We start from the raw sequence: 20,609 nt of genomic DNA, 5'->3' as shown, positions 1-20,609 counted from the left end.
CGCGACGCTACCGACGGATCCCCGCGCGTCCCGTCGGCCGCCCCACGATCACGTAGTCCGGGACCTTCGCCGTCCGCCCGTCGCCCGCCGTGCGCCCGCGCAGGCGTCGCCATACCCACGGGAGGGCGTCCCGGCGGAGCCACGTCCCCCGCGACGTCGGATCCTCGTCGACGTGGAACGCCTCGTCGAGGTCCGCGAGCGCGTCGGCATGTGGCACTCCCAACGCCTCTGCGGCGCGGTAGGCGACGTAGCGGTGACCTCGCGACCGCAGGTGCACCTTGTCATCCGACCACAGCTCGACCCGCGAGAGTTCGGTCTGCGCGCCGAGGTCCAGGAGGACGGCCCCCGTCCGAGCCGCAACCTGGCGAAGACGGGCGTTGTAGACGGCGAATCGACGGGAGAAGATGCGGGCTGCCGCGCGATCGGGAAGGAACACGGTGGCCAGCAACACGTCGCAGCCCGCCGCACGGAGGCGGGAGACGGCATCCTCCACCCTGTCGGCGAGCGCGACCGGGTCGCACCGCAGTTGCACGAGGTCGTTCGCGCCGATGAGGACGGACACGACGTCGGGGCGCAGAGCGAGGCAACGAGGGAGCTGCTCGTCGACGAGGTGGGAGACGCGGCGGCTCCGGACGGCCAGGTTGGCGTAGCGGAACGGGCGCCGGTCGTCGCCGCTCAGGGCGAGGAGGTGCGCGAGACGGTCGGCCCAGCCGCGGAAGGAGCCGGCCGGCATCCGGGAGGCGTCGCAGAGTCCTTCGGTGATCGAGTCCCCCAGCGCGACGTAGCGGGACCATGCTCGGCGGCGCGACGCGGTGACCTCGACCGCATCCGGTCGGGGCCAGGCGAGGACACGGCGCCCGGCATCCGCTCGGTGGAGCAGCGCTGCGCGATCGTAGTGCTCGAGGAGCCGGTCGCCCAGGGCCTCCCACGTGCGTCCCGAGACCGCGGTGCGGGCGGCCTCGGCGAACGCGCGACGCTTGGCGGCGTCGCCGGCCAGGTCGGCGACGCGGGCACGGAGGTCGGCGGCGTCGCCGGGGCGATACAGCCAGCCGTCCACGCTGCTGCGGACGAGATCGACGGGCCCTCCCCTCCCGGTCGCGACCACCGGCACCCCGCTGGCCTGCGCCTCCTGGATCGTCTGACCGAACGTCTCGCTCTCGCCCGGGTGGACGAAGACGTCGAAGGACGCGAGGGCGGTCGCGAGGGCGTCGCCGTCGAGGTGCCCGAGGAACACCGCCTCGGGCAGGAGCTGCTCGAGGAGCGGCCTCGACGGCCCGTCGCCGACGATCACGAGACGGATGCCGGGGGTCCCGCGGAGCGCGACGAGGTCTTCCACCTGCTTCTCGGGGGCGAGCCGACCGACGTAGCCGACGATGACCTCGCCCGGCGCGGTGCGCGCTCGCCAGGCGTCATCGCGCCGTTCGGGCCGGAACCGGAGCGAGTCGACACCGCGTCCCCACAGCGCCACGCGATCGACGCCCATGGTCTCGAGTTGCGTTCGCGCCGCCGCGGACGGGGCAAGGGTGAGCGTCGCGCGTCGGTGCAGGCGGCGGACGTGCGCTTCGGCGAGCGCTGTGGCCTGCGGCAGCCCGTAGCGCGCCGTGTAGGAGACGACGTCGGTCTGGTAGACCGCGACGCTCGGCAGACGACGCGACTCCGCGGCGACGAGGCCCTGCCAGCCGAGGAGGAACGGGGAGGCCAGGTGGACGACATCGGCATCGAAGCGCGCAAGATCCCGGGCGATCGACGCGGCCGGCGGCACGGCCAGCCGGACAGCGGGGTAGGTCGGCAACGGGAAGGAGGCGACGGCGCGCCCCGGCATCCCGAGCTCGTGACGGCGGACCCCCGGAGCGACGACGAACACGTCGTGCCCGCGACGCTCGAGGTGCTCCCGGATCTGCAGGACAGATCCGGTGACCCCGTTCATGTGCGGGAGGAAGGACTCGGTGACGACCGCGACTCTCACACGACCAGGGTGCCCGTGTGCGCACCCCGACACCGGCGTAAGCGCCTCGGATCGCGGAGTGTTCATCCACCCCTCGCCTCGCGGTCATCGGGACGTCGCGATTCGTCCTTCCGTTCGCGCGGCGTTCATCGACGGCGTGTACCCAAGGCCTGTGAGCGCAGATCTCCTGACGAGCGTGGCATCCAGCCCGTGGGCACTGCCCGCCCTGTTCGCCCTGGTCTTCGCCGACGCCGTTCTCGTCGTCGTCCCCGGCGAAGTCGCCGTCACGGCGACCGGTGCTCTCGCCGCGGCGACCGGCACTCCCCCGCTCGCCGCGGTCATCGTCGTGGCCGCGGTCGCAGCGTTCTGCGGCGACGCCCTCTGCTACAGCGTGGGGCGTTTCGCCGGCATCGAGAGGTGGCGGTGGATGCGGCATCCCCGCGTCCGGTCCGCATTCGACTGGGCGGGCACGCGGCTCACGCAGGGCACGGCGACCGTCGTCTTCACGGCACGGTTCATCCCGTTCGCACGGCTCGCCGTGAACCTCACCGCGGGGGCGACACGAGTACCGGCCGGTCGGTACTTCGCCGCGGTGGCAATCGCCGCCAGCGCGTGGGCGGCCTACCAGGCCGTGGTGGGAGCGGCGATCGGCGCTCTCCTGCCGGGCAATCCCGTGGTGGCGGTGATCGCGTCGATCGTCGTCGCCCTCGCGCTGGGGCTCGTGATCGACGGCGCGGCGGCCCGAGTATCGAGCCGCCGCGCGCGGTGACTCCCTACTCGCCGGTGAGGCCGCCGAGCAGGTGGTCGAACGATCCGCCCTTACCGAGGTAGGACTCCGGGTCGAAGGGGTCCAGCGCCTCCTCGACGGGACGGCGGGTGACGGCATCCGCCAATTCGCGCGCACCTCGTTCGATACGGGACGACAGCGGAGACACGTCGTCGGCGCGGGCGCCCCAGTCCGACGACGCCGCGAAGACGCCTGTCGAGACGGCTTCTGCGTGCAGGTACGCGAAGAGCGGTCGGATGGCGTAGTCGATGGCGAGCGAGTGCCTCGCTGTGCCGGCATTGGCTCCGATGAGGACCGGCTTGCCCTGGAGCGCGTCCGGGTCGAGGACGTCGATGAACGACTTGAACAGTCCCGAATAGCTCGTGGAGAAGATCGGCGTCACCACGATCAGCGCGTCCGCCGAGACGACCGTGTTGATCATCGCCTCGAGTGCGGGCGGGGCGAATCCCGTCAGCAGGTTGTTCGTGATGTCGTGGGCGTATTCACGCAGCTCGAAGGTGTCGACGGATGCCTCGACCCCCCGCTCTCGCAGATCGGCCAAGACGGCGACCGACAACTTGTCGGCGAGCATGCGCGTCGAGGAGGGGTTCGACAGTCCCGCCGAGACGACGGCGATGCGGCGGGCGGTCATCGTGCACCGCTCAGTCCGAACGCGGCGCCCACGGGAGCCGCGGTGTCCTGATACGGGCTCGGACCGGAGAGGTTGTCACCGCGGTTCGCGCGAGGACGCGCCTCGCGTGCGGGCCCATCTCCGTAGACGGCGGCGACGCGCGACGCGTGCGTCGGGGCGTCGGGGACCGTCTCGGGACGGTTCTTCGCAAGCTCCGTGCGGAGGACGGGGACGACCTCGCCACCCAGGAAATCGAGCTGCTCGAGCACCGTCTTGAGCGGCAGGCCGGCGTGGTCGACGAGGAACAGCTGACGCTGGAAGTCGCCGAACAGATCGCGCATCCCGGCGTAGCGGTCGATGACCTGCTGCGGCGAGCCGACGGTGAGCGGCGTCATCTCGGCGAAGTCCTCCATCGCCGGGCCGTGCCCGTAGACGGGAGCGTTGTCGAAATAGGGGCGGAATTGGGAGACGGCATCCTGCGAGTTCTTCGCCATGAAGGCCTGTCCGCCGATGCCGACGATCGCCGTCTCGGGCGTCCCGTGCCCGTAATGCTCCCAGCGCTGGCGGTAGAGACCGATGAGGCGCTGGTAGTGCTCGGCGGGCCAGAAGATGTTGTTCGCGAAGAACCCGTCGCCGTAGTAGGCGGCCTGCTCCGCGATCTCGGGGGTGCGGATCGATCCGTGCCACACGAAGGGCGCGACTCCGTCGAGGGGGCGTGGTGTCGAGGTGAAGCCCTGCAGTGGGGTGCGGAACTTGCCCTCCCAGTCGACGACGTCCTCACGCCACAGCTTGTGCAGCAACGCGTAGTTCTCGATGGCGAGTGGCACTCCTTGACGGATGTCCTTGCCGAACCAGGGGTAGACCGGACCGGTGTTGCCGCGTCCGAGCATGAGGTCCATACGGCCACCCGACAGGTGCTGCAGCATCGCGTAGTCTTCCGCGATCTTGACCGGGTCGTTGGTCGTGATGAGGGTCGTCGAGGTCGAGAGGATGAGTCGCTCGGTCTGCGCGGCGATGTACGCCAGCGTCGTCGTCGGCGAGGACGACCAGAACGGCGGGTTGTGGTGCTCGCCGATCGCGAAGACGTCGAGACCGACCTCTTCGGCGTGCTTGGCGATCTCGACGGTCGCCGAGATGCGCTCACGCTCGCTGGGCGTGTGACCCGTGGTCGGGTCCTGCGTGATGTCGGTGACGGTGAAGATGCCGAACTGCACGCCGGGCCAGCTGGCGGTGCTGTTGGTGTCGCTCACGATGTCCCTCTCGATTCCCGGACGATTGCGCCCGATACATGCAACTGAATGTATCGATATCAACGCGTCCGTGTCCACGTTATTCCCGCGCTGGGGTCACGCGGGATCGAAGGGCAGCCCGAAGGCCGCGGCGACGCCGTCGTTGGTCACGCGACCGGCGCGGATGTTTAGGCCCTTGGCGAGCGCGGGATCCGCTGCCGCGGCGGCATCCCACCCCCGGTCGGCGAGCGCTGCGACATACGGCAGCGTGGCGTTGGTGAGCGCGCGCGTCGACGTCTCGGGCACGGCACCGGGCATGTTGGCGACGCAGTAGTACACCGCCTCATGCACGGAGAACGTCGGGGCGTCGTGCGTCGTGGGACGCGAGCCCTCGAAGCAACCGCCCTGATCGATCGCGATGTCGACGAGCACGGCTCCCGCCTTCATGCCCGCGACCATGTCGAGGGTCACGAGCTTCGGCGCTGCCGCGCCCGGAATGAGCACGGACCCGATGACGAGGTCGGCGGATGCCACCTGTTCCGCGATCTCATAACGGGTGGAGGCGCGGGTGTGGAGCCCCGGGTAGCGCTTCTCGAGCTCCCGCAGCCGCGACAGCGACACATCGAGCACGCTGACGTCGGCCCCCATGCCGAGAGCGTTGGCTGCCGCGTGCTCCCCCGCGACGCCGCCGCCGATGACAACCACCTTCGCCTTCGGGGTGCCCGCCACGCCGCCGAGGAGCGTGCCGCGGCCACCCGCCGCGCTCATGAGCGTGTGAGCGCCGACCGTGATGGAGATGCGGCCCGCGACCTCGCTCATCGGCGACAGGAGCGGCAGCGCGCGGTCGGCCGTCTGCACGGTCTCATACGCGACCGCGGTCGTCCCCGCGGCGAGGAGCGCATCCGTCAGCGGCCGATCGGCGGCGAGGTGCAGGTAGGTGAACAACGTCAGGTCATCGCGAAGGTGGGGATACTCGGCCGCGATCGGTTCCTTGACCTTCACGAGGAGCTCCGCCTGCCCCCACGTCGACTCCGCGTCAGGGGTGAGCACCGCACCGGCGGCAGCGAACGCATCGTCCGAGATGCGCGACCCCGCCCCGGCACCGGATTGCACGAACACCTCATGCCCGCGCGACACCAGGGTGTCGACGCCTGCGGGCGTGATCGCCACGCGGTTCTCGTTGTTCTTGATCTCCGTGGGAATCCCGATACGCATGGCGTCACGCTCCTCGTCTGCGAGTGATGTGGGATTCATCCTGCAGACGATTCGTTACGAGCAGGTGACAGCCGAAGATCCTTCGTTCAAAATGGGCCAGGAAGACCGAAATGAGGACGAATGACCGCTGCAGAAGGTGAATCGACGAAGAATAGTCGACCGGTGGCTCACCTCGACGAGGTCGACCGCGCAATCGTCGAGGCTCTCGCTGCGGACGCCCGGCTCACGAATGCCGAGATCGCCGCCCGGGTGGGGGTCGCGGCATCCACTGCGCACGCCCGGACGCGCGCACTCGTGGACCGCGGAGTGATCACCGGATTCCACGCGAGCGTCGACCAACGTATCGCCGGCGCTGGCCTTCAGGCGATCGTGCACGTCACCCTACGACCGGGATCCCGCCACGAGAGCATCACGGAATTCGCCCACGAGGTGCGGGGGCTCCCCCAGGTCATCCAGATGTTCTTCCTCGGCGGATCCGACGACTTCCTCATCCACATCGCGGTGGCCGATTCGAGCGACGTGCGAGCCTTCGTCGTCGAGCACCTCTCGGCTCAGCGCAGCGTCGCCAACACCCGCACGAGCATCATCTTCGACTACCACCGCAACCGCGTCGCCGCCCCGTTCCACTGACGCGGTAACCGGCTGCAACATTGTCCGGACCCCGAAGACGATCTGCTTATCCTCGGACCATGTCCGCGCAGAGCCTCCCCGTACTCGACCTGTCCCTTCTCGACCAGGGCCCTGAAGCCGCCGAGGCGTTCCGCGCCGATCTGCGTCGCGCGACGCACGAAGTGGGCTTCTTCTACCTCGTGGGCACCGGGGTCTCCCCCGAGCTCGAGGGCCGCCTGCACCGTGCCGCGCGTACGTTCTTCGCTCTGCCCGACGAGGCGAAACTCGAGATCGAGAACATCAAGAGTCCCCACTTCCGCGGCTACACCCGCATCGGCGGCGAACGCACGCAAGGACTCGTCGATTGGCGCGAGCAGATCGACATCGGCCCCGAGCGGCCGGCGATCGACGACCCCGATGCTCCCGCTTACGCCGCGCTCGTCGGTCCGAACCTGTGGCCCAGCGCGCAACCCGAGCTCCGCGCGATCGCCGACGAGTGGACGACCATCCTCTCGGCGGTCGGTCGGAAGCTCCTCCGCGCGTGGGCCGAGGCGCTGGGGGCGCCGGCAACGTACTTCGACGACCACTTCGGTGAGGCGCAGACTCTCCTGAAGATCGTCCGGTACCCGGGCTCCAGCGCTCCTGAGCCGCAGCAGGGTGTCGGTGCGCACAAGGATGCCGGCGTGCTGACCCTTCTGTGGGTGGAACCGGGCAAGGGCGGCCTGCAGGTGGAGAAGGACGGCGACTGGATCGATGCGCCGGCCGTTCCCGGGTCTTTCGTCGTCAACATCGGCGAGCTTCTCGAGCACGCGACCGGCGGCTACCTGACCGCGACGAACCACCGCGTGGTGTCACCGCGCGCGCCGGAGGACCGCATCTCGGTGCCGTTCTTCTTCAACCCGTCACTCGACGCCGAGCTCCCCGCCATCACCCTGCCTGCTGAGCTGGCGGCCCAGGCGCGCGGGATCTCGCAGGACCCGCGGAACCCCATCCACGGCCTGCACGGCGAGAACGCACTGAAGTCGCGACTGCGTGCGCACCCCGATGTGGCCGCCATCTGGCATCCCGAACTCGTCTCCGCCCGCGCCTGAATCGGAAGACAAGCGGGAACGACGAAGGCCGCCCCACACCGTGGGGCGGCCTTCTCAAGAATGTTCTGCGCGATTGAACGCTGGCAGCAATGCCTTATCGACGGAGGCCGAGGCGCTCGATGAGCGAGCGGTACCGGTTGATGTCGACGTCCTGGAGGTAGCCCAGGAGACGGCGGCGCTGACCGACGAGCAGGAACAGCCCACGACGCGAGTGGTGGTCGTGCTTGTGCTCCTTGAGGTGCTCGGTGAGGTCCTTGATGCGCTGCGTCAGCATCGCGACCTGCACCTCGGGGGATCCGGTGTCACCGGGGTGCGTCGCGTACTCTTCGATGATCGCCTTCTTGACGTCTGCTTCCAGTGCCATAGGTGATCCCCTTCCTCTTCGTTGCGCGGCGCCCAACACCTGATGCGTGGGCTCTCTTTATCCGCGGCCGATCGAACGGCAACCACAGGAGTCTACAGGACGGCGCCCCTGTCGACGACCGAGGGCCCGACCGCCGAAGCGGTCGGGCCCCCGAGTCGACGACGCTCAGGCGACGGCGAGCAGATCGATGATGAAGATCAGCGTCTTGCCGCCGAGGAAGTGGCCTCCGGCCGGGCCGTAGGCGAGGTGCGGCGGGATGACCAGCTCGCGACGCCCACCGACCTTCATCCCGGGGATGCCGTCCTGCCACCCCTGGATGAGGCCGCGGAGCGGGAACTGGATGCTCTCGCCACGGTTCCAGGACGAATCGAACTCCTCGCCGGACACGTACTCGACACCGACATAGTGAACGGTGACGGTGTCGCCGGGCTTCGCTTCGGCGCCGTCGCCCTCGATCAGGTCGCGGACGACAAGGTCGGAGGGGGCGGCACCCTGGGGAGCGTCGATCTCGGGCTTGGTGCGGTCTGCAGTCATGAGTCCATCCAAGCCCAGGTGCGTCGAGCGGTCAAAGCGGGTCAGGCCTGGACGGAGCCCTGCAGGTCGAGCTCGATGGTGACGTCCTTGCCGACGAGCACGCCGCCGGTCTCGAGGGCCGCGTTCCAGGTGAGGCCGAAGTCTTCGCGGTTGATGACGGTCTTCGCCGTCGCGCCGGCCTTGTAGTTGCCCCACGGGTCGGTGCCGAAGCCCCCGAAGTCGACCTCGAACGTGACGGGCTTCGTGACGTCCTTGATGGTCAGGTTGCCGTCGACGAGGAAGTCGCCCTTCTCGATGCGGACGCCGGTCGAGGCGAACGTGATCTCGGGGTAGGTCTCGACGTCGAAGAAGTCAGCGCTGCGAAGGTGGCCGTCACGGCCCTCATCCTTCGTGTCGAGCGACGCTGCGTCGACCTTGGCCTCGAGCTTGGCATCGAGCGGGTTCTCGGGGGCGATCAGGGTCGCCTCCTTGACGTTGAAGTGACCGCGGACCTTCGAGATCATCATGTGGCGGACGCTGAAGCCCACCTCGCTGTGAGATGCGTCGAGCGTCCAGGTCCCCGCCTTGTAGCCGGGGATGTCGAGGGTGCTGGTGGAGTCGGTCATGATCGTCCTTCGTGGAGAGGTTCCGGCGTGCACCGGCGGTCAAGGGGGCGTAACGCCGCCGCATCCGATCCTATTCCCGTGAATGCACCTACGCTGACGCATGAGGCCTCTTGACAGAGCGTCGGGGCAGCGGGATCATCTTGGTAGGCCAACTCAGCGCCCGGAAGACTTGCAGGCATCGCCGCGGCTCCGGGCGCTGAGTCTTTTCCGGATGGGCGCTGTCCGACAGGGTTTCAGTCCAGCAGGACGTCGTGACGTGCCCGGGTGGCCCGCTCGAGGAACACCCGCTCATCACGAGCGGCATGCGGATCGCGTCCGGTGATCACCCGCTGCCGCGCAGCAGCCAGCGCCGTCGCCTCGACGATGAAGCGGCGCATCGCCGACACCCGATCTCCTGGCAGCGAGCGCGCCCAGGTGAGTGCGCGGGAGCGTCCGGCGCCGGTCGCGAGCATCTCCACCTCCGCCGGGGAGAACCATCCCGCTATGGCGTAGTCGGACAAACGCGCACGAGTGAGACGGGCCTCTTCTCTTCGGAGAAGGACGACTCCGACGATGAAAAGGACGAACAGAGGAATCTGGAGGGTCGCGTAAAGGAGGAAGAAGTCGGCGAACACAGTCGACCCGTTCCACAGTGCGTGCAGCCCGATCGCCCCCACGAGTCCGAGCACCCAGGGACCGAGTGCGGCGGCACCCCGGGCCCCGGTGCGCGCGGCACGTCCGAGCGCATACCCCGTGACGGCCGTGAACATGACGTGGGCGAACGGGGAAAGGACCCCGCGCAGGAAGAACGTGACGGCGGCGTTCTCGACGCCCCCTGTGATCAGGCTGTCGGCGAAATAGAGGATGTTCTCCGTGAAGGCGAAGCCGGCACCGACCAGCGCCCCGTAGACGACCCCATCGACGGGGCCGTCGAACGCGCGTCGCGCGGCGACGAAGATGAGCAGGACTCCCGCGCCCTTCGCGATCTCCTCGACGATCGGAGCCTGGAGCACCGTGCCGAGGACCTCCGGGAGACCGGGCGCCATGACCGTGATCACCAGGTCGACGCCGAGCGCGAGGACGACGGATGCCACCGCTCCCCACACGAGCGCGAAGGCGATCAGGCCGCGGGGCTCGGGTTCCCATCGGTCGACGATCCGGATCGCAAGGAGAACGAACGTCAACGGGATGAGCGCCAGCACGGCCGAGACGATTGACGCGACGGGACCCAGAAACGCCAGGAAGTACAGCGCCAATCCGAGTGCTGCGATGACGAGGACGGCGGCGATGACCCAGAGGGCCACCCGGCCGCCCGTCGGGGTCGGCAGAGCAAGGTCGCGCCGCGACGGGGCCGGAGGCGGAGCCGTCGGCGTCATGCGCCCCGGCTGTGCGAGAGGCGACGGGAACGACATGGGCTCAGCCTAGGGGCGGCGCGGATCGCGCCCGCGAAAGCGGAGGACGATAGCCTGGAGCAATGCGCTTCGCCCACGTTGTCCCTGACGGAGTCGACGAGCCGCAGCTGGTCCTGGTCGAAGGGGACCGCGCCGCATTCGTGTCGCGCCTGTTCGACGGGGCGCCTTCGCGTCTGCAGCCGCTCATCGAGGGAGGCGACGCCCTCCTCGACCGCGTGCGCGAGGGCGCCGCGACAGCCGAGTGGATGCCGGTGGGCACGCCCGTGTTCGCGTCCGCGATCCTCGACACACCGATCACCATCGCGATCGGCCTGAACTACTCGGCTCACTCGAGCGAACTCGGCCTCAAGGCCGATGCCGCCCCCACCGTCTTCATCCTGTGGCCGGGCTCGCTTTCGGGTCATCGACAGACGACGTCCTGGCCCCGATCGCTCAGCCAGTCCGTCGACTATGAAGCGGAGCTGGGTGTCATCATCGGGCCCGCAGCCCGCGACGTGGCACTCGAGGACGCACTCGACCACGTCTGGGGCTACACCGTGGTGAACGACATCACGGCCCGCGACATCCAGTTCTCCGAGGCGCAGTGGTCCCGCTGCAAATCGTTCGACGGGTTCACCCCCACGGGGCCGTTCGTCGTCACGGCGGACGAGATCCCCGACCCCCAGGACCTCCACATCTGGGCCATCGTCGACGGGAAGATGGTGCAGGACGCGTCGACCGATCAGATGATCCATCCTGTGGCGAAGCTCGTCTCGTTCCTGTCCCAGTCGGCGACGCTGCTTCCCGGCACACTCATCTCGACCGGCTCCCCCGGCGGCGCGGGGTACTCACGCGATCCGCAGATCTTCCTCCGCGATCGCTCGACCGTGACGGTCGGCGTCGATGGGATCGGCGAACTGACCACCTTCTGCCGGATCACCGACTGAGTCCGGCATCCAACGACGAAGCGGCGACCACCCGAAGGTGGTCGCCGCTTCGTCTATGACTCAGTAGTCGAGCTGGCCCGACTGCTCCATGACCTGCGAGCACGGCACGTCGACGCCGTAGACGTTCACGATCGCCGTGGGGTCGGACGCGCACGTCATGCCCGCCGCGATGGGCGGCCAGACGAGCGCGAAGAAGATGATGATGCCGACGATCATGAGGACGATGCTCACGATGATGGCGGCGAGCGCCAGACCGTTCTTCGCGCCGGCCTTGCGGCTCTGGACGAGCGCGACGATGCCGAGGATCAGACCGATGAGCTGCGTGAACGGAATGATCGCGAGAATCAGCGCGACGATGCCCATCGTGCGGCCCGGCTTGGGGCCGGCTGCCGGAGCACCGGAGTACTGCGGAGCATTGCCGTACGCGGGCGCCTCGTACGCCGGCGGCGCGGGCGGGATGTTCTGGGAATTCGGCTGGTTGGGGTCGGTCATGTGAAGTCCTTTAGGTCTCTGATCGGCCGGGATACGACCCCGACGCTAGCGCTCATGATTCTCTCAGACAACCCGCAATCACACCCCCTCCGCAGCACCCGGTTTTGTGATAACAGGAATCGCACGGGTCACCGCCTGCAGTCCCGAGAGGCGTGCGGGCGAGAGCTGCTTGTCGACCTCGTCGCGCGACATCAGCCCCGCCTCGACGACCAGATCGCCGACATTCCGCTTGGTGAGCAGCGCGGTCTTGGCGAGAGCGGCAGCCGCCGTATAGCCGATGAACGGGGTCAACGCGGTGATGACGCCGACCGACGACCCGACCATCGTCCCGAGACGCTCGCGGTTGGCGGTGATGCCGTCGACGCAGTTCACCCGGAGAGTGCGCATCGCGCGCCGCATCCACGTGATCGACTGGAAGATCGAGTGCGCGATGACCGGCTCGAAGGCGTTCAGCTGCAGCTGGCCGCCCTCGACCGCCATGGTCACCGTGAGGTCCGCGCCGGCAACGGCGAAGGCGACCTGGTTGACGACCTCGGGGATGACCGGGTTCACCTTGCCGGGCATGATGCTCGAACCCGCCTGACGGGCCGGCAGGTTGATCTCGCCGAACCCAGCCTGCGGACCGCTGGAGAGAAGTCGCAGGTCGTTGCTGATCTTCGACAGCTTGATCGCGTTGCGCTTCAGCGTGGAGGAGAACGACATGAACGCGCCGGTGTCGCTCGTGGACTCGACGAGGTCTACCGCGGTGTCCAGGTCGAGCTCGCTGATCTCGCGCAGGTGGTGGAGGACAGCCTCGGAGTAGTCCGGATGAGTGGTGATGCCGGTGCCGATGGCGGTCGCGCCCATATTGATCTCGTACAGCAGGTGCGCGTTCTCACGGAGGCGGTGATAGTCCTCCCCCAGCGTCGTGGCGAAACCGTGGAATTCCTGGCCGAGGGTCATCGGCACGGCATCCTGCAACTGCGTGCGCCCGACCTTGAGGACGTCGTGGAACTCGTCGGCCTTGTTCAGGAAGGCGCGGCGCAGGAGGTCGAGCTCCTCGAGGAGCGACTGGAGGTCGAGACCGAGCCCGACCTTGATCGCCGTCGGGTAGACATCGTTCGTCGACTGGCTGCGGTTCGTGTGATCGATGGGCGAGAGGAAGGCGTAATCGCCCTTCTCGCGGCCCGCCATCTCGAGCGCGATGTTGGTGATGACCTCGTTCGCGTTCATGTTCGTCGACGTGCCGGCGCCGCCCTGGATGACCCCCACGACGAACTGATCGTGGAACTCGCCGTCGATGACACGTTGAGCGGCCTGGTCGATGAGGTCGGCGCGAGCGGCGTCGAGCACACCGATCTGCTTGTTGGCGCGGGCAGAGGCCTGCTTGACCATCGCGAGGGCGACGACCAGATCGCGATAGACCGAGATCGGTCGCATCGAGATGGGGAAGTTCTCCAGGGCTCTCGCCGTATGGATGCCCCAATAGGCGTCGGTGGGGATCTCCATCGATCCCAGGGAGTCGGTCTCGGTACGCGTCGTCGCGTCAGATGCCATGTGTGGTGTCCTCATGGGTCACGGGGGTGCGGGGATGGTTCGAGCCTATCCCCGCACCCCCCGACCTCACCGGTTCACGCTCGACATGTCGGCGTAACGATCGCCGACGGCCGGGGCCACTTCGTCGAGTCGACGCACCTGCTCGTCGGTCAGAGTCAACTCCGCTGCGCCGATGTTCTCATCGAGCCGCGCGAGCTTGCGCGTTCCCGGGATGGGGACGATGTCCTCGCCCTGAGCGAGGATCCACGCCAGAGCGATCTGCGCCGGGGTCGCCCCCGCGTGAGCGGCGATCTCCTCGATGACATCGACGATCTTCAGGTTGGCGGCGAGCGCCTCGTCCTCGAAGCGCGGATTGCTCCGGCGGAAGTCGTCGGCGGCGAGCTGGTCGACCGAACGGATCTTCCCGGTCAGGAAGCCGCGTCCGAGCGGCGAGTACGGGACGAACCCGATGCCCAGTTCGCGGAGGGCCGGGAGGAGTTCCGCCTCCGGGTCGCGGGTCCACAGCGAGTACTCGGTCTGGACGGCCGTCACGGGGTGGACGGCGTGTGCGCGGCGGATGGTGGCGACGGATGCCTCCGACAGGCCGTACCCGCGGATCTTGCCCTGCTCGACGAGCTCGGCAAGCGCGCCGACGGTCTCCTCGACCGGCACGGCGGGATCCATCCGGTGCTGGTAGTAGACATCGATGCGGTCGGTCTGCAAGCGGCGCAGCGATCCCTCCACGGACTGACGCACGTTCTCCGGCGTGCCGTCGAGTCCACGGCCGTCCTCACGGTGACGGACGATGCCGAACTTCGTCGCGAGGACGACCTCGTCGCGGCGACCGGACTCCGCGAGGGTTTTCCCGAGAAGTTCCTCGTTGGTGTACGGACCGTACATCTCCGCGGTGTCGAGGAGCGTGACACCGCGGTCGAGGGCGCCGAGGATCGTTTCGGCGCCGCCGACGTCGTCCTGGCCGGCGCCCGTGTAGAAGGCGCTGATACCCATGAGTCCGAGTCCGATGCGGCCGACCTCGGGGCCGTTCGAGCCGAGCGTGGTGGTCTTCATGATGGGCTGATCTCCTTGTCGTAGATGTCGATCTTGTGATCGATGGCGGCGAGGCTGACAGTGACCTCGTCGAGTTCGTGGCGGACGACCTCGCGGTGCTCGACGAGCAGCCGACGTCGCTCAGCGATCGTCGTGTCTCCCTCGCGCACGAGCTCGGTGTAACGACGCATGGTGGCGATCGGCATCCCCGTCCAGCGCAGGCGTGCCAGGAAGCGGATCCAGGCGAGGTCTGCGTCGGAGTAGCGCCGGTGGGACGAGGAAGCCCGGTCGACGGGGTGCAGCATCAGGCCCGCGCGCTCGTAGTAGCGCAGCGTGTGCGCGCTGACACCGGTGGCGTCCGCTGCCTCGGCGATGGACGCACCCTCGGAGTGGGAGAGAAGGGACATGCCTTCACGGTAGAACTTCGAGCGCGCTCTAAGTCAAGCGTTCCCTGTCACGCAGCTCTCAGTCAGGCTTGCGGGAGAACGCCTCGAGGCGCTCGTGCGGGCTGAGTCGTGACATCCGCTCGACCCACTCAGCGGAGAAGTAGTCACCCGTCGGGGCCTCGACCACCGGGACGACAGTGTGGGTGATCGTGTCGTCGTAGACGTGGACGAGGTGGAAGGACTGGCCGGCATCCATCCCGTTCACCTCGGTCGGGGGCCGCTGCAGGTTCATCGTGTAACAGGTGGCCGAGGCCACGCTCACCGGGATACCCGCGAAGGTTCCGCTCGTGGAGTAGTGCAGATGACCCGCGAGGATGCCGCGCACGTCGCTCCCCGCGAGGACCTCCGCCAGGGCGTCCTGGTCGCGGAGTTCGAGGATGTCGAAGAACGGGATGTGGCTGGGCAGCGGCGGGTGGTGAAGCGCGACGATCGTGCCGAGCGGGGCGGGCTGCGCGAGCACCTGCCGCAGCCACTCCCGCTGCGCCGCGTCGATATCGCCGTGGTGCCACCCCGGCACGGTCGAATCGAGGACGACGACGCGGAGTCCGTCGAGGTCGTGCACGGACGTGAGAGGGGCGAGCGACCCGGGCTCATCGAACAGCCCCTCGCGCATCGCGGGACGCTCGTCGTGGTTGCCCGCGACCCAGATGAGAGGCGCACCCAGGCGGTCGGCCACCGGTTCGGCGATCTCCCGCAGCCGTTGGTACGCCTCGGGCTCCCCGAGATCCGTCAGGTCTCCCGTGACGACGATCGCATCAGGACGGATGCCGGTGCGCTCCACGGCGGCGAGCGCGGCGATCGCTCCCCCGGTCGAGTCGTACGCGCCGCCGAGCCGACGGTCGCCCGCGAGCAGATGGGTGTCGCTCAGGTGGACGATCGTGCGGAGGGCGGGCGCGTGCCGGCCGAAGGAGACGGACTGCATGCCGTCAGCCTATTGACCGCGGCAGACGCCCTGCGCTCAATGGCTGAAGAGCCTGCGCTCAGTGGTTGAAGAGGATGAGCAGGAGGCCGCCCAGGACGACGAGCCCGCAGACGACGAACGAGCAGTAGGCGCCGACGAGGGCGACCCGCTTCTGCGCCGCGCTCAGCGGGTTCTTCCTCGCCGCCTTCTTCGCTGCCTTCGCCGCACGCTTCTGCTCTTTCGCCGTCATGACGGTCAGCGCGTCGGTGAAGGTCGCGGGGACGACGACCGGCACGCGGCCGGCGCGGACCAGGAGACGAAGACCGATCGCGTAGAAGGTCACGACGGTCGACGCCGCGAGGATCGCAGCGATGAAGACCTGGACGAAAGCGAACCAATCGATACCGACGGTCATCGTGCGGCCTCCTCGTCGGACTCGGCCGCAGCCTGCGCCACGCGCTGCTGGCGGCGGGTGGGCGGCGGCTCCTCGGTGAGGTCCACGGCGGCGCCGGAGTCGGCGACCTCGCTCATCGCGTTCGCCGCGTTCACCTCGTTGCGACGCGACCGCAAGAAGATCGCGAGGACGATCGCGACCGCGATGACGGCACCGATGATGACGCCGATGAGCTCACCGACGCCCTGGCCGAAGAGGTTCTCGAACCCGACGATGAGGAAGGCGGCGAGTGCTCCGACGATGCCGGCAGCGGGAAGGGTCAGCACCCAGCCGATCGTGATGCGACCGACGGTGCCCCAGCGGACCGTCGCCCCGCGGCGTCCGAGGCCGGAGCCGATGACCGAGCCGGACGCGACCTGGGTCGTCGACAGCGCGAAGCCGAGGGCGCTCGAGGCGAGGATCGTCGAGGCGGTGGATGCCTCCGCCGAGAAGCCCTGCGCGGGCTTGACGTCGGTGAGGCCCTTGCCGAGCGTGCGGATGATTCGCCACCCGCCCATGTAGGTGCCGAGGGCGATCGTGATCGCACACGCGAAGATGACCCAGAGCTGGGGGTCGGACTGGCTCTGCCAGCCGACCGTGATGAGGGCGAGGGTGATGACACCCATCGTCTTCTGGGCGTCGTTCGTACCGTGCGCGAGCGCAACCAGGGACGACGTGAAGATCTGTCCCCAGCGGAAGCCGTCCCGGCCGTCCGGCTTGTTGTCGTAGCGGCGGGTGACCACGTAGGCGATCTTCGTCGCGACGAACGCGATGACGCCGGCCGTCAGCGGCGCGATGAGTGCGGGCAGGACCACCTTGGAGAGCACGACGCCCGTGTCGATGGCGCTGATGGAGGCGCCGACGATGGTGGCACCGATCAGTCCGCCGAACAGGGCGTGCGAGGAGCTCGATGGCAGCCCCAGGAGCCACGTGAGCATGTTCCAGGTGATCGCGCCGATGAGTCCCGCGAAGATGATCGCCGGGAAGATCGAGGCGGAGAGCTGATCCTCCCGGATCATGCCCCCCGAGATCGTCTTGGCGACCTCGGTGGACAGGAACGCGCCGACGAGGTTGAGGGAAGCCGCCAGCAGGACGGCGACCTTGGGCTTGAGAGCACCCGTCGCGATGGGCGTAGCCATCGCGTTAGCGGTGTCGTGGAACCCGTTGGTGAAGTCGAAGAACAGTGCCAGGGCGATGACCAGGACGACGATGAATGCTGCGGTCTCCACAGTTCGCTTTCCGTCGGGAATCGGGGGAACGGGTGCCGCGGCGATCGGCGTTGCGAACGAAAAGTTCACCCAGACGTCAACAGCTGTTCAGTCGGGCCTGGAAAATCCTCGCACACGTTGCTCCATGGCATAACCCGCGCGCGCCCGCGGGGGTCCGTTAGCGTGGTCGGGTGACTTCCGAAGCCGTGACACCGCCCGTCGCCGACCGCCGCCCCTTCACCCGGACCCACCACGGCGACGCCGTCTCAGATCCCTACGAATGGCTGCGCGCGAAGGAGGATGAGGCCGTCATCGGCCACCTCGAGGCAGAGAACGCCTACACGGATCAGCGCACCGATCACCTCGACTCGCTCCGAGGGCGCATCTTTGACGAGATCAAGGGGCGCACGCTCGAGACGGACTTGTCGGTGCCTTCGCGCCGCGGTGACTGGTGGTACTACGGACGCACCGTCGAGGGGAAGCAGTACGGCATCAACTGCCGCGCCCCCATCGCCGATGTCGACGACTGGACGCCGCCGGTCCTGTCTCCTGACACCGATGTGCCCGGCGAGGAGGTGCTCCTGGACGGCAATGTCGAGGCCGACGGTCACGACTTCTTCTCGCTCGGCAGCCTCGATGTGTCGACCGACGGCACCCGTCTCCTTTACGGCACCGACGTGGCGGGCGACGAGCGGTACACCCTCCGCATCCGGGACCTCGTCACCGGGAAGGACCTCCCCGACGTCGTCGAGAACACCTCGTCGGGTGCGGTGTTCTCCCCCGACGGTCGGCACGTGATCTACACGACCGTCGACGACGCCTGGCGTCCCGACACCGTCTGGCTGCACGAGGTGGGGACGGATGCGGCATCTGACCGCGTCATCTTCACCGAGCCCGACGAGCGCTACTGGGTGGGGGCAGGCTTCACCCGCAGCGACCGCTACCTCGTGATCGGCGTCGGGTCGTCGATCACGTCGGAGGAGTTCCTCGTCCCCGCCGACGACCTCACCGCGGAGCCCCGCTCCGTGTGGCCGCGTCGCGAGGGTGTCGAGTACTCCCTCACTCACGCGATCATCGACGGCGAGGACGTCCTCTATATCCTCCACAACGACGGTGCCCTGGACTTCGAGCTCGTGCGGGTAGCGGCATCCGACCCAGCGGGGGAACGCCACGTCGTCCTTCCCCACCTTCCCGGCCGGCGCCTGCTGGACGCCTCCGCGTACCGCGACTGGGCCGTCGTGGAGTACCGCCGCGAAGGACTCGCCCGAGTCGGCATCTTGGACTACGCGACCGACGACGTGAAGGAGATCGGCTTCGACGAGCCGCTGTATGCCGTCGGCGCGAGCGGGTCGTCGGAGTGGGCTCCGCCGGTCATCCGCCTCGGCTACGCCTCGTTCGTGACGCCCGGCACGGTGTTCGACTACGACGTCGCGAGCGGTGACCTCCTCCTCCGCAAGAGCCAGCCCGTCCTCGGCGGCTACGACCCTGCGGACTACGGCCAGGAGCGCGTGTGGGCGACAGCCGAGGACGGCACCCGGATCCCGGTGTCCCTCGTCTGGAAGCGGTCGTTCGGCGAGCCCGGTACCGCCCCGCGAGCTCTGCACCTCTACGGGTACGGCTCCTATGAGCACTCCATCGAGCCCGGCTTCTCGGTCGCGCGCCTGTCGATGCTCGACCGCGGCGTTATCTTCGCCATCGCCCACGTCCGAGGCGGCGGCGAGATGGGACGCCAGTGGTACGAGGAGGGAAAGCTCCTCCACAAGCGCAACACGTTCACCGACTTCGTCGCGGTCGGACGCCATCTCGTCGCAGAAGGGGTCACGTCCCCCGACCGACTCGTCGCCGAGGGCGGCTCGGCGGGCGGGCTGCTCATGGGCGCCGTCGCGAACCTCGCCCCGGACCTGTTCGCCGGGGTCCTGGCCGGAGTGCCGTTCGTCGACGCGCTGACGACGATCCTCGACCCGTCCCTTCCTCTGACCGTCATCGAGTGGGACGAGTGGGGTGACCCGCTGCACAACGCCGACGTCTACGCCTACATGAAGTCGTACACGCCGTACGAGAACGTGCAGGACGGAGTGCGCTACCCCCGCGTCCTCGCCGTCACCTCCCTCAACGACACGCGTGTCCTCTACGTCGAACCGGCGAAGTGGGTTGCGCGCCTGCGGGAGGTCGGAGCCGACGCACTGTTGAAGTGCGAGATGGTCGCCGGACACGGCGGCGTCAGCGGGCGCTACAACTCATGGCGCGAGCGGGCGTTCGAGCTCGCCTGGCTCCTGGACGTGCTGGGGCTCGCCGAGGAGAGCTGAAGGTCGTCGTTCCGGTCGCCCGCTGGGTACGATGCCGCCATGGCCTCCGATCCTCGCTACCGCGCTGCGGTGCGCATCGATCTCGATCTCGTCTGCGCGAACCCCGACGAGCTGCTGTCCGGGACCGACGACGCGTCTCGGATGTCCGCCTCGTCGCTGACCGCTGAGGATGCCCTCCTCTCACTCATCCGCGTCTCGGTCGCTCCCGGCAGTGAGGGGCTCGTCGAGATCGAATCCACCAGCACCTCGATCGTGGACTCCGAGTGGGAAGGCACGTCCGGGAGCATTCCCGACGGGTCCTCCGACACGGCCCGCGTCGCGCGGGCCGGAGCCCGGCTCGCCGGCATCGACTGGGCGCTGGACGAACTCTTCGACGGGTCGAGCGGTGGCGCGCTGGCATCGGAGCTGCGTCAACGCACGGTGATCAAGGGCCTCGTCTGGAACGCGTCGGTCATGGTGGTGGACTGCCTGTTCGACGACGTCCGTCAGCTGACGGATGCCCCGGAGGATCGTTCCGCCTGGCGCGAGACCCATGTGATCTCGCAGCTGCCGCCGCAGTACGCGACGAACTACGACCGGGCGTTCGCGCAGAAGTTCCTCGCCGCGACGATCGAGGTCACCTCACGGCTGAGCGCCTCCCCCGTGTACCCGCCGACCGTCGCCCACGAGCTCGCGCTGAAGCTCGTGCTGGACGAAGCCGAGCGGAGCGCCGAGCGGCTCAGCGGCGAGCTCCCCGAGGGCTGGCGCGGCCACCTCGACACCGTGCTGTTCCAGGACCTCGACGTCGAATCGCTGTTCGCCGACCAGGACGCCACGACCAAGAGGGATGCCGCAGCCGCGACCCCTCCTCTGGACTTCGCGAGCTGGTTCATCCCCTACGCGCACGCCCCGGCCCCGGCGCCCTACGCGAGCGACGACATCAAAGAGCCCGTCCGTAGGTAGCACGCGACACCGC

At 68.5% G+C, this 20,609-nt stretch carries 21 protein-coding genes; 6 read left to right on the top strand and 15 right to left on the bottom strand.

Going from position 1 to position 20,609, the window contains the following annotated elements; genetic code table 11:
* Positions 1-7: 7 nt before the first annotated feature.
* Positions 8-1,966, bottom strand: a complete 1,959-nt coding sequence (locus MO1_RS08595) for a GDSL-type esterase/lipase family protein (protein WP_060915802.1) — start codon at positions 1,964-1,966, stop codon at positions 8-10.
* 151 nt (positions 1,967-2,117) lie between these two features.
* Between MO1_RS08595 and MO1_RS08590 the strand changes: the two genes are divergently transcribed.
* Positions 2,118-2,714 (top strand): DedA family protein, encoded by a 597-nt coding sequence (locus MO1_RS08590; protein WP_036313872.1) that lies wholly within the window; start codon positions 2,118-2,120, stop codon positions 2,712-2,714.
* A 4-nt stretch (positions 2,715-2,718) separates the two neighbouring features.
* On the opposite strand, the gene MO1_RS08585 is transcribed toward MO1_RS08590, so the two are convergent.
* The 3 genes from MO1_RS08585 to ald form a co-directional block, all read right to left on the bottom strand.
* Positions 2,719-3,363, bottom strand: coding sequence for an FMN reductase (locus MO1_RS08585; protein WP_036313648.1), 645 nt, complete (start codon positions 3,361-3,363; stop codon positions 2,719-2,721).
* Positions 3,360-4,556, bottom strand: coding sequence for an LLM class flavin-dependent oxidoreductase (locus MO1_RS08580; RefSeq protein WP_060915836.1), 1,197 nt, complete (start codon positions 4,554-4,556; stop codon positions 3,360-3,362). Before MO1_RS08580 ends, MO1_RS08585 begins: the two co-directional genes overlap by 4 nt.
* A 132-nt stretch (positions 4,557-4,688) precedes the next feature.
* Positions 4,689-5,786, bottom strand: coding sequence for an alanine dehydrogenase (ald, locus tag MO1_RS08575; protein ID WP_036313646.1), 1,098 nt, complete (start codon positions 5,784-5,786; stop codon positions 4,689-4,691).
* Positions 5,787-5,906: 120 nt separating this feature from the next.
* Here ald and MO1_RS08570 point away from each other — a divergent pair, with 120 nt between their 5' ends.
* Together MO1_RS08570 and MO1_RS08565 are read left to right on the top strand one after the other, a co-directional pair.
* Positions 5,907-6,416 (top strand): Lrp/AsnC family transcriptional regulator, encoded by a 510-nt coding sequence (locus MO1_RS08570; protein WP_060915801.1) that lies wholly within the window; start codon positions 5,907-5,909, stop codon positions 6,414-6,416.
* Between the two features lie 59 nt (positions 6,417-6,475).
* Positions 6,476-7,486: an isopenicillin N synthase family dioxygenase gene (locus MO1_RS08565; protein ID WP_036313644.1), complete on the top strand. Its 1,011-nt coding sequence runs from the start codon at positions 6,476-6,478 to the stop codon at positions 7,484-7,486.
* Positions 7,487-7,580: 94 nt separating this feature from the next.
* Here MO1_RS08565 and rpsO read toward each other — a convergent pair whose 3' ends face one another.
* From rpsO to MO1_RS08545, 4 genes are all read right to left on the bottom strand, one after another.
* Positions 7,581-7,850, bottom strand: a complete 270-nt coding sequence (gene rpsO, locus MO1_RS08560; RefSeq protein ID WP_018187174.1) for a 30S ribosomal protein S15 — start codon at positions 7,848-7,850, stop codon at positions 7,581-7,583.
* 165 nt (positions 7,851-8,015) lie between these two features.
* Positions 8,016-8,384: an FKBP-type peptidyl-prolyl cis-trans isomerase gene (locus MO1_RS08555; protein ID WP_036313643.1), complete on the bottom strand. Its 369-nt coding sequence runs from the start codon at positions 8,382-8,384 to the stop codon at positions 8,016-8,018.
* Positions 8,385-8,425: 41 nt separating this feature from the next.
* Positions 8,426-8,989: a YceI family protein gene (locus MO1_RS08550; protein WP_036313642.1), complete on the bottom strand. Its 564-nt coding sequence runs from the start codon at positions 8,987-8,989 to the stop codon at positions 8,426-8,428.
* 233 nt (positions 8,990-9,222) lie between these two features.
* Positions 9,223-10,380, bottom strand: a complete 1,158-nt coding sequence (locus MO1_RS08545) for a PrsW family intramembrane metalloprotease (protein ID WP_060915800.1) — start codon at positions 10,378-10,380, stop codon at positions 9,223-9,225.
* A 62-nt stretch (positions 10,381-10,442) separates the two neighbouring features.
* On the opposite strand from MO1_RS08545, the gene MO1_RS08540 reads away from it, so the two are divergent.
* Complete coding sequence (locus MO1_RS08540) at positions 10,443-11,306, top strand: fumarylacetoacetate hydrolase family protein (RefSeq protein WP_036313640.1); 864 nt, start codon at positions 10,443-10,445, stop codon at positions 11,304-11,306.
* Positions 11,307-11,366: 60 nt separating this feature from the next.
* On the opposite strand, the gene MO1_RS08535 is transcribed toward MO1_RS08540, so the two are convergent.
* The 7 genes from MO1_RS08535 to MO1_RS08505 all read right to left on the bottom strand — a co-directional run bounded on the left by MO1_RS08535 (position 11,367) and on the right by MO1_RS08505 (position 17,369).
* On the bottom strand, positions 11,367-11,798 hold the full coding sequence (locus MO1_RS08535) for a DUF4190 domain-containing protein (protein WP_036313633.1): 432 nt from the start codon (positions 11,796-11,798) through the stop codon (positions 11,367-11,369).
* A 78-nt stretch (positions 11,799-11,876) separates the two neighbouring features.
* Positions 11,877-13,334, bottom strand: coding sequence for an aspartate ammonia-lyase (locus MO1_RS08530; RefSeq protein ID WP_060915799.1), 1,458 nt, complete (start codon positions 13,332-13,334; stop codon positions 11,877-11,879).
* A gap of 66 nt (positions 13,335-13,400) precedes the next feature.
* Positions 13,401-14,381 (bottom strand): aldo/keto reductase, encoded by a 981-nt coding sequence (locus MO1_RS08525; protein WP_036313630.1) that lies wholly within the window; start codon positions 14,379-14,381, stop codon positions 13,401-13,403.
* Positions 14,378-14,767, bottom strand: a complete 390-nt coding sequence (locus tag MO1_RS08520; protein WP_060915798.1) for a MerR family transcriptional regulator — start codon at positions 14,765-14,767, stop codon at positions 14,378-14,380. The genes MO1_RS08525 and MO1_RS08520 overlap by 4 nt, the downstream gene beginning before the upstream one ends.
* 58 nt (positions 14,768-14,825) lie before the next feature.
* Positions 14,826-15,728, bottom strand: coding sequence for a phosphodiesterase (locus MO1_RS08515; protein WP_060915797.1), 903 nt, complete (start codon positions 15,726-15,728; stop codon positions 14,826-14,828).
* 58 nt (positions 15,729-15,786) lie between these two features.
* Complete coding sequence (locus MO1_RS08510; protein WP_036313627.1) at positions 15,787-16,122, bottom strand: hypothetical protein; 336 nt, start codon at positions 16,120-16,122, stop codon at positions 15,787-15,789.
* A complete protein-coding gene (locus tag MO1_RS08505; RefSeq protein WP_036313625.1) occupies positions 16,119-17,369 on the bottom strand; it encodes an inorganic phosphate transporter in 1,251 nt (416 codons plus the stop codon). Before MO1_RS08505 ends, MO1_RS08510 begins: the two co-directional genes overlap by 4 nt.
* A 185-nt stretch (positions 17,370-17,554) precedes the next feature.
* On the opposite strand from MO1_RS08505, the gene MO1_RS08500 reads away from it, so the two are divergent.
* Together MO1_RS08500 and MO1_RS08495 are read left to right on the top strand one after the other, a co-directional pair.
* Entirely contained in the window at positions 17,555-19,654 is a 2,100-nt protein-coding gene (locus tag MO1_RS08500) for a S9 family peptidase (RefSeq protein WP_060915796.1), read from the top strand.
* Between the two features lie 39 nt (positions 19,655-19,693).
* The gene (locus MO1_RS08495; protein WP_036313619.1) at positions 19,694-20,596 is read left to right on the top strand and encodes a hypothetical protein; all 903 of its coding nucleotides are present in this window, start codon (positions 19,694-19,696) and stop codon (positions 20,594-20,596) included.
* Positions 20,597-20,609: the final 13 nt, after the last annotated feature.

The sequence above is a fragment of the Microbacterium oleivorans NBRC 103075 genome, assembly GCF_001552475.1.
Lineage (GTDB): Bacteria > Actinomycetota > Actinomycetes > Actinomycetales > Microbacteriaceae > Microbacterium > Microbacterium oleivorans.
Note: the sequence above shows the minus strand (reverse complement) of the source record. Positions and strands in the feature narration are given on the sequence as shown.

Bases quoted from the DNA above. Each gene is read 5' to 3' on its own strand.
- MO1_RS08585 (WP_036313648.1), bottom strand. From the start codon at position 3,363: ATGACCGCCCGCCGCATCGCCGTCGTCTCGGCGGGACTGTCGAACCCC.
- ald (WP_036313646.1), bottom strand. From the start codon at position 5,786: ATGCGTATCGGGATTCCCACGGAGATCAAGAACAACGAGAACCGCGTG.
- MO1_RS08570 (WP_060915801.1), top strand. From the start codon at position 5,907: ATGACCGCTGCAGAAGGTGAATCGACGAAGAATAGTCGACCGGTGGCT.
- MO1_RS08565 (WP_036313644.1), top strand. From the start codon at position 6,476: ATGTCCGCGCAGAGCCTCCCCGTACTCGACCTGTCCCTTCTCGACCAG.
- rpsO (WP_018187174.1), bottom strand. From the start codon at position 7,850: ATGGCACTGGAAGCAGACGTCAAGAAGGCGATCATCGAAGAGTACGCG.
- MO1_RS08555 (WP_036313643.1), bottom strand. From the start codon at position 8,384: ATGACTGCAGACCGCACCAAGCCCGAGATCGACGCTCCCCAGGGTGCC.
- MO1_RS08550 (WP_036313642.1), bottom strand. From the start codon at position 8,989: ATGACCGACTCCACCAGCACCCTCGACATCCCCGGCTACAAGGCGGGG.
- MO1_RS08545 (WP_060915800.1), bottom strand. From the start codon at position 10,380: ATGTCGTTCCCGTCGCCTCTCGCACAGCCGGGGCGCATGACGCCGACG.
- MO1_RS08540 (WP_036313640.1), top strand. From the start codon at position 10,443: ATGCGCTTCGCCCACGTTGTCCCTGACGGAGTCGACGAGCCGCAGCTG.
- MO1_RS08535 (WP_036313633.1), bottom strand. From the start codon at position 11,798: ATGACCGACCCCAACCAGCCGAATTCCCAGAACATCCCGCCCGCGCCG.
- MO1_RS08530 (WP_060915799.1), bottom strand. From the start codon at position 13,334: ATGGCATCTGACGCGACGACGCGTACCGAGACCGACTCCCTGGGATCG.
- MO1_RS08525 (WP_036313630.1), bottom strand. From the start codon at position 14,381: ATGAAGACCACCACGCTCGGCTCGAACGGCCCCGAGGTCGGCCGCATC.
- MO1_RS08520 (WP_060915798.1), bottom strand. From the start codon at position 14,767: ATGTCCCTTCTCTCCCACTCCGAGGGTGCGTCCATCGCCGAGGCAGCG.
- MO1_RS08515 (WP_060915797.1), bottom strand. From the start codon at position 15,728: ATGCAGTCCGTCTCCTTCGGCCGGCACGCGCCCGCCCTCCGCACGATC.
- MO1_RS08510 (WP_036313627.1), bottom strand. From the start codon at position 16,122: ATGACCGTCGGTATCGATTGGTTCGCTTTCGTCCAGGTCTTCATCGCT.
- MO1_RS08495 (WP_036313619.1), top strand. From the start codon at position 19,694: ATGGCCTCCGATCCTCGCTACCGCGCTGCGGTGCGCATCGATCTCGAT.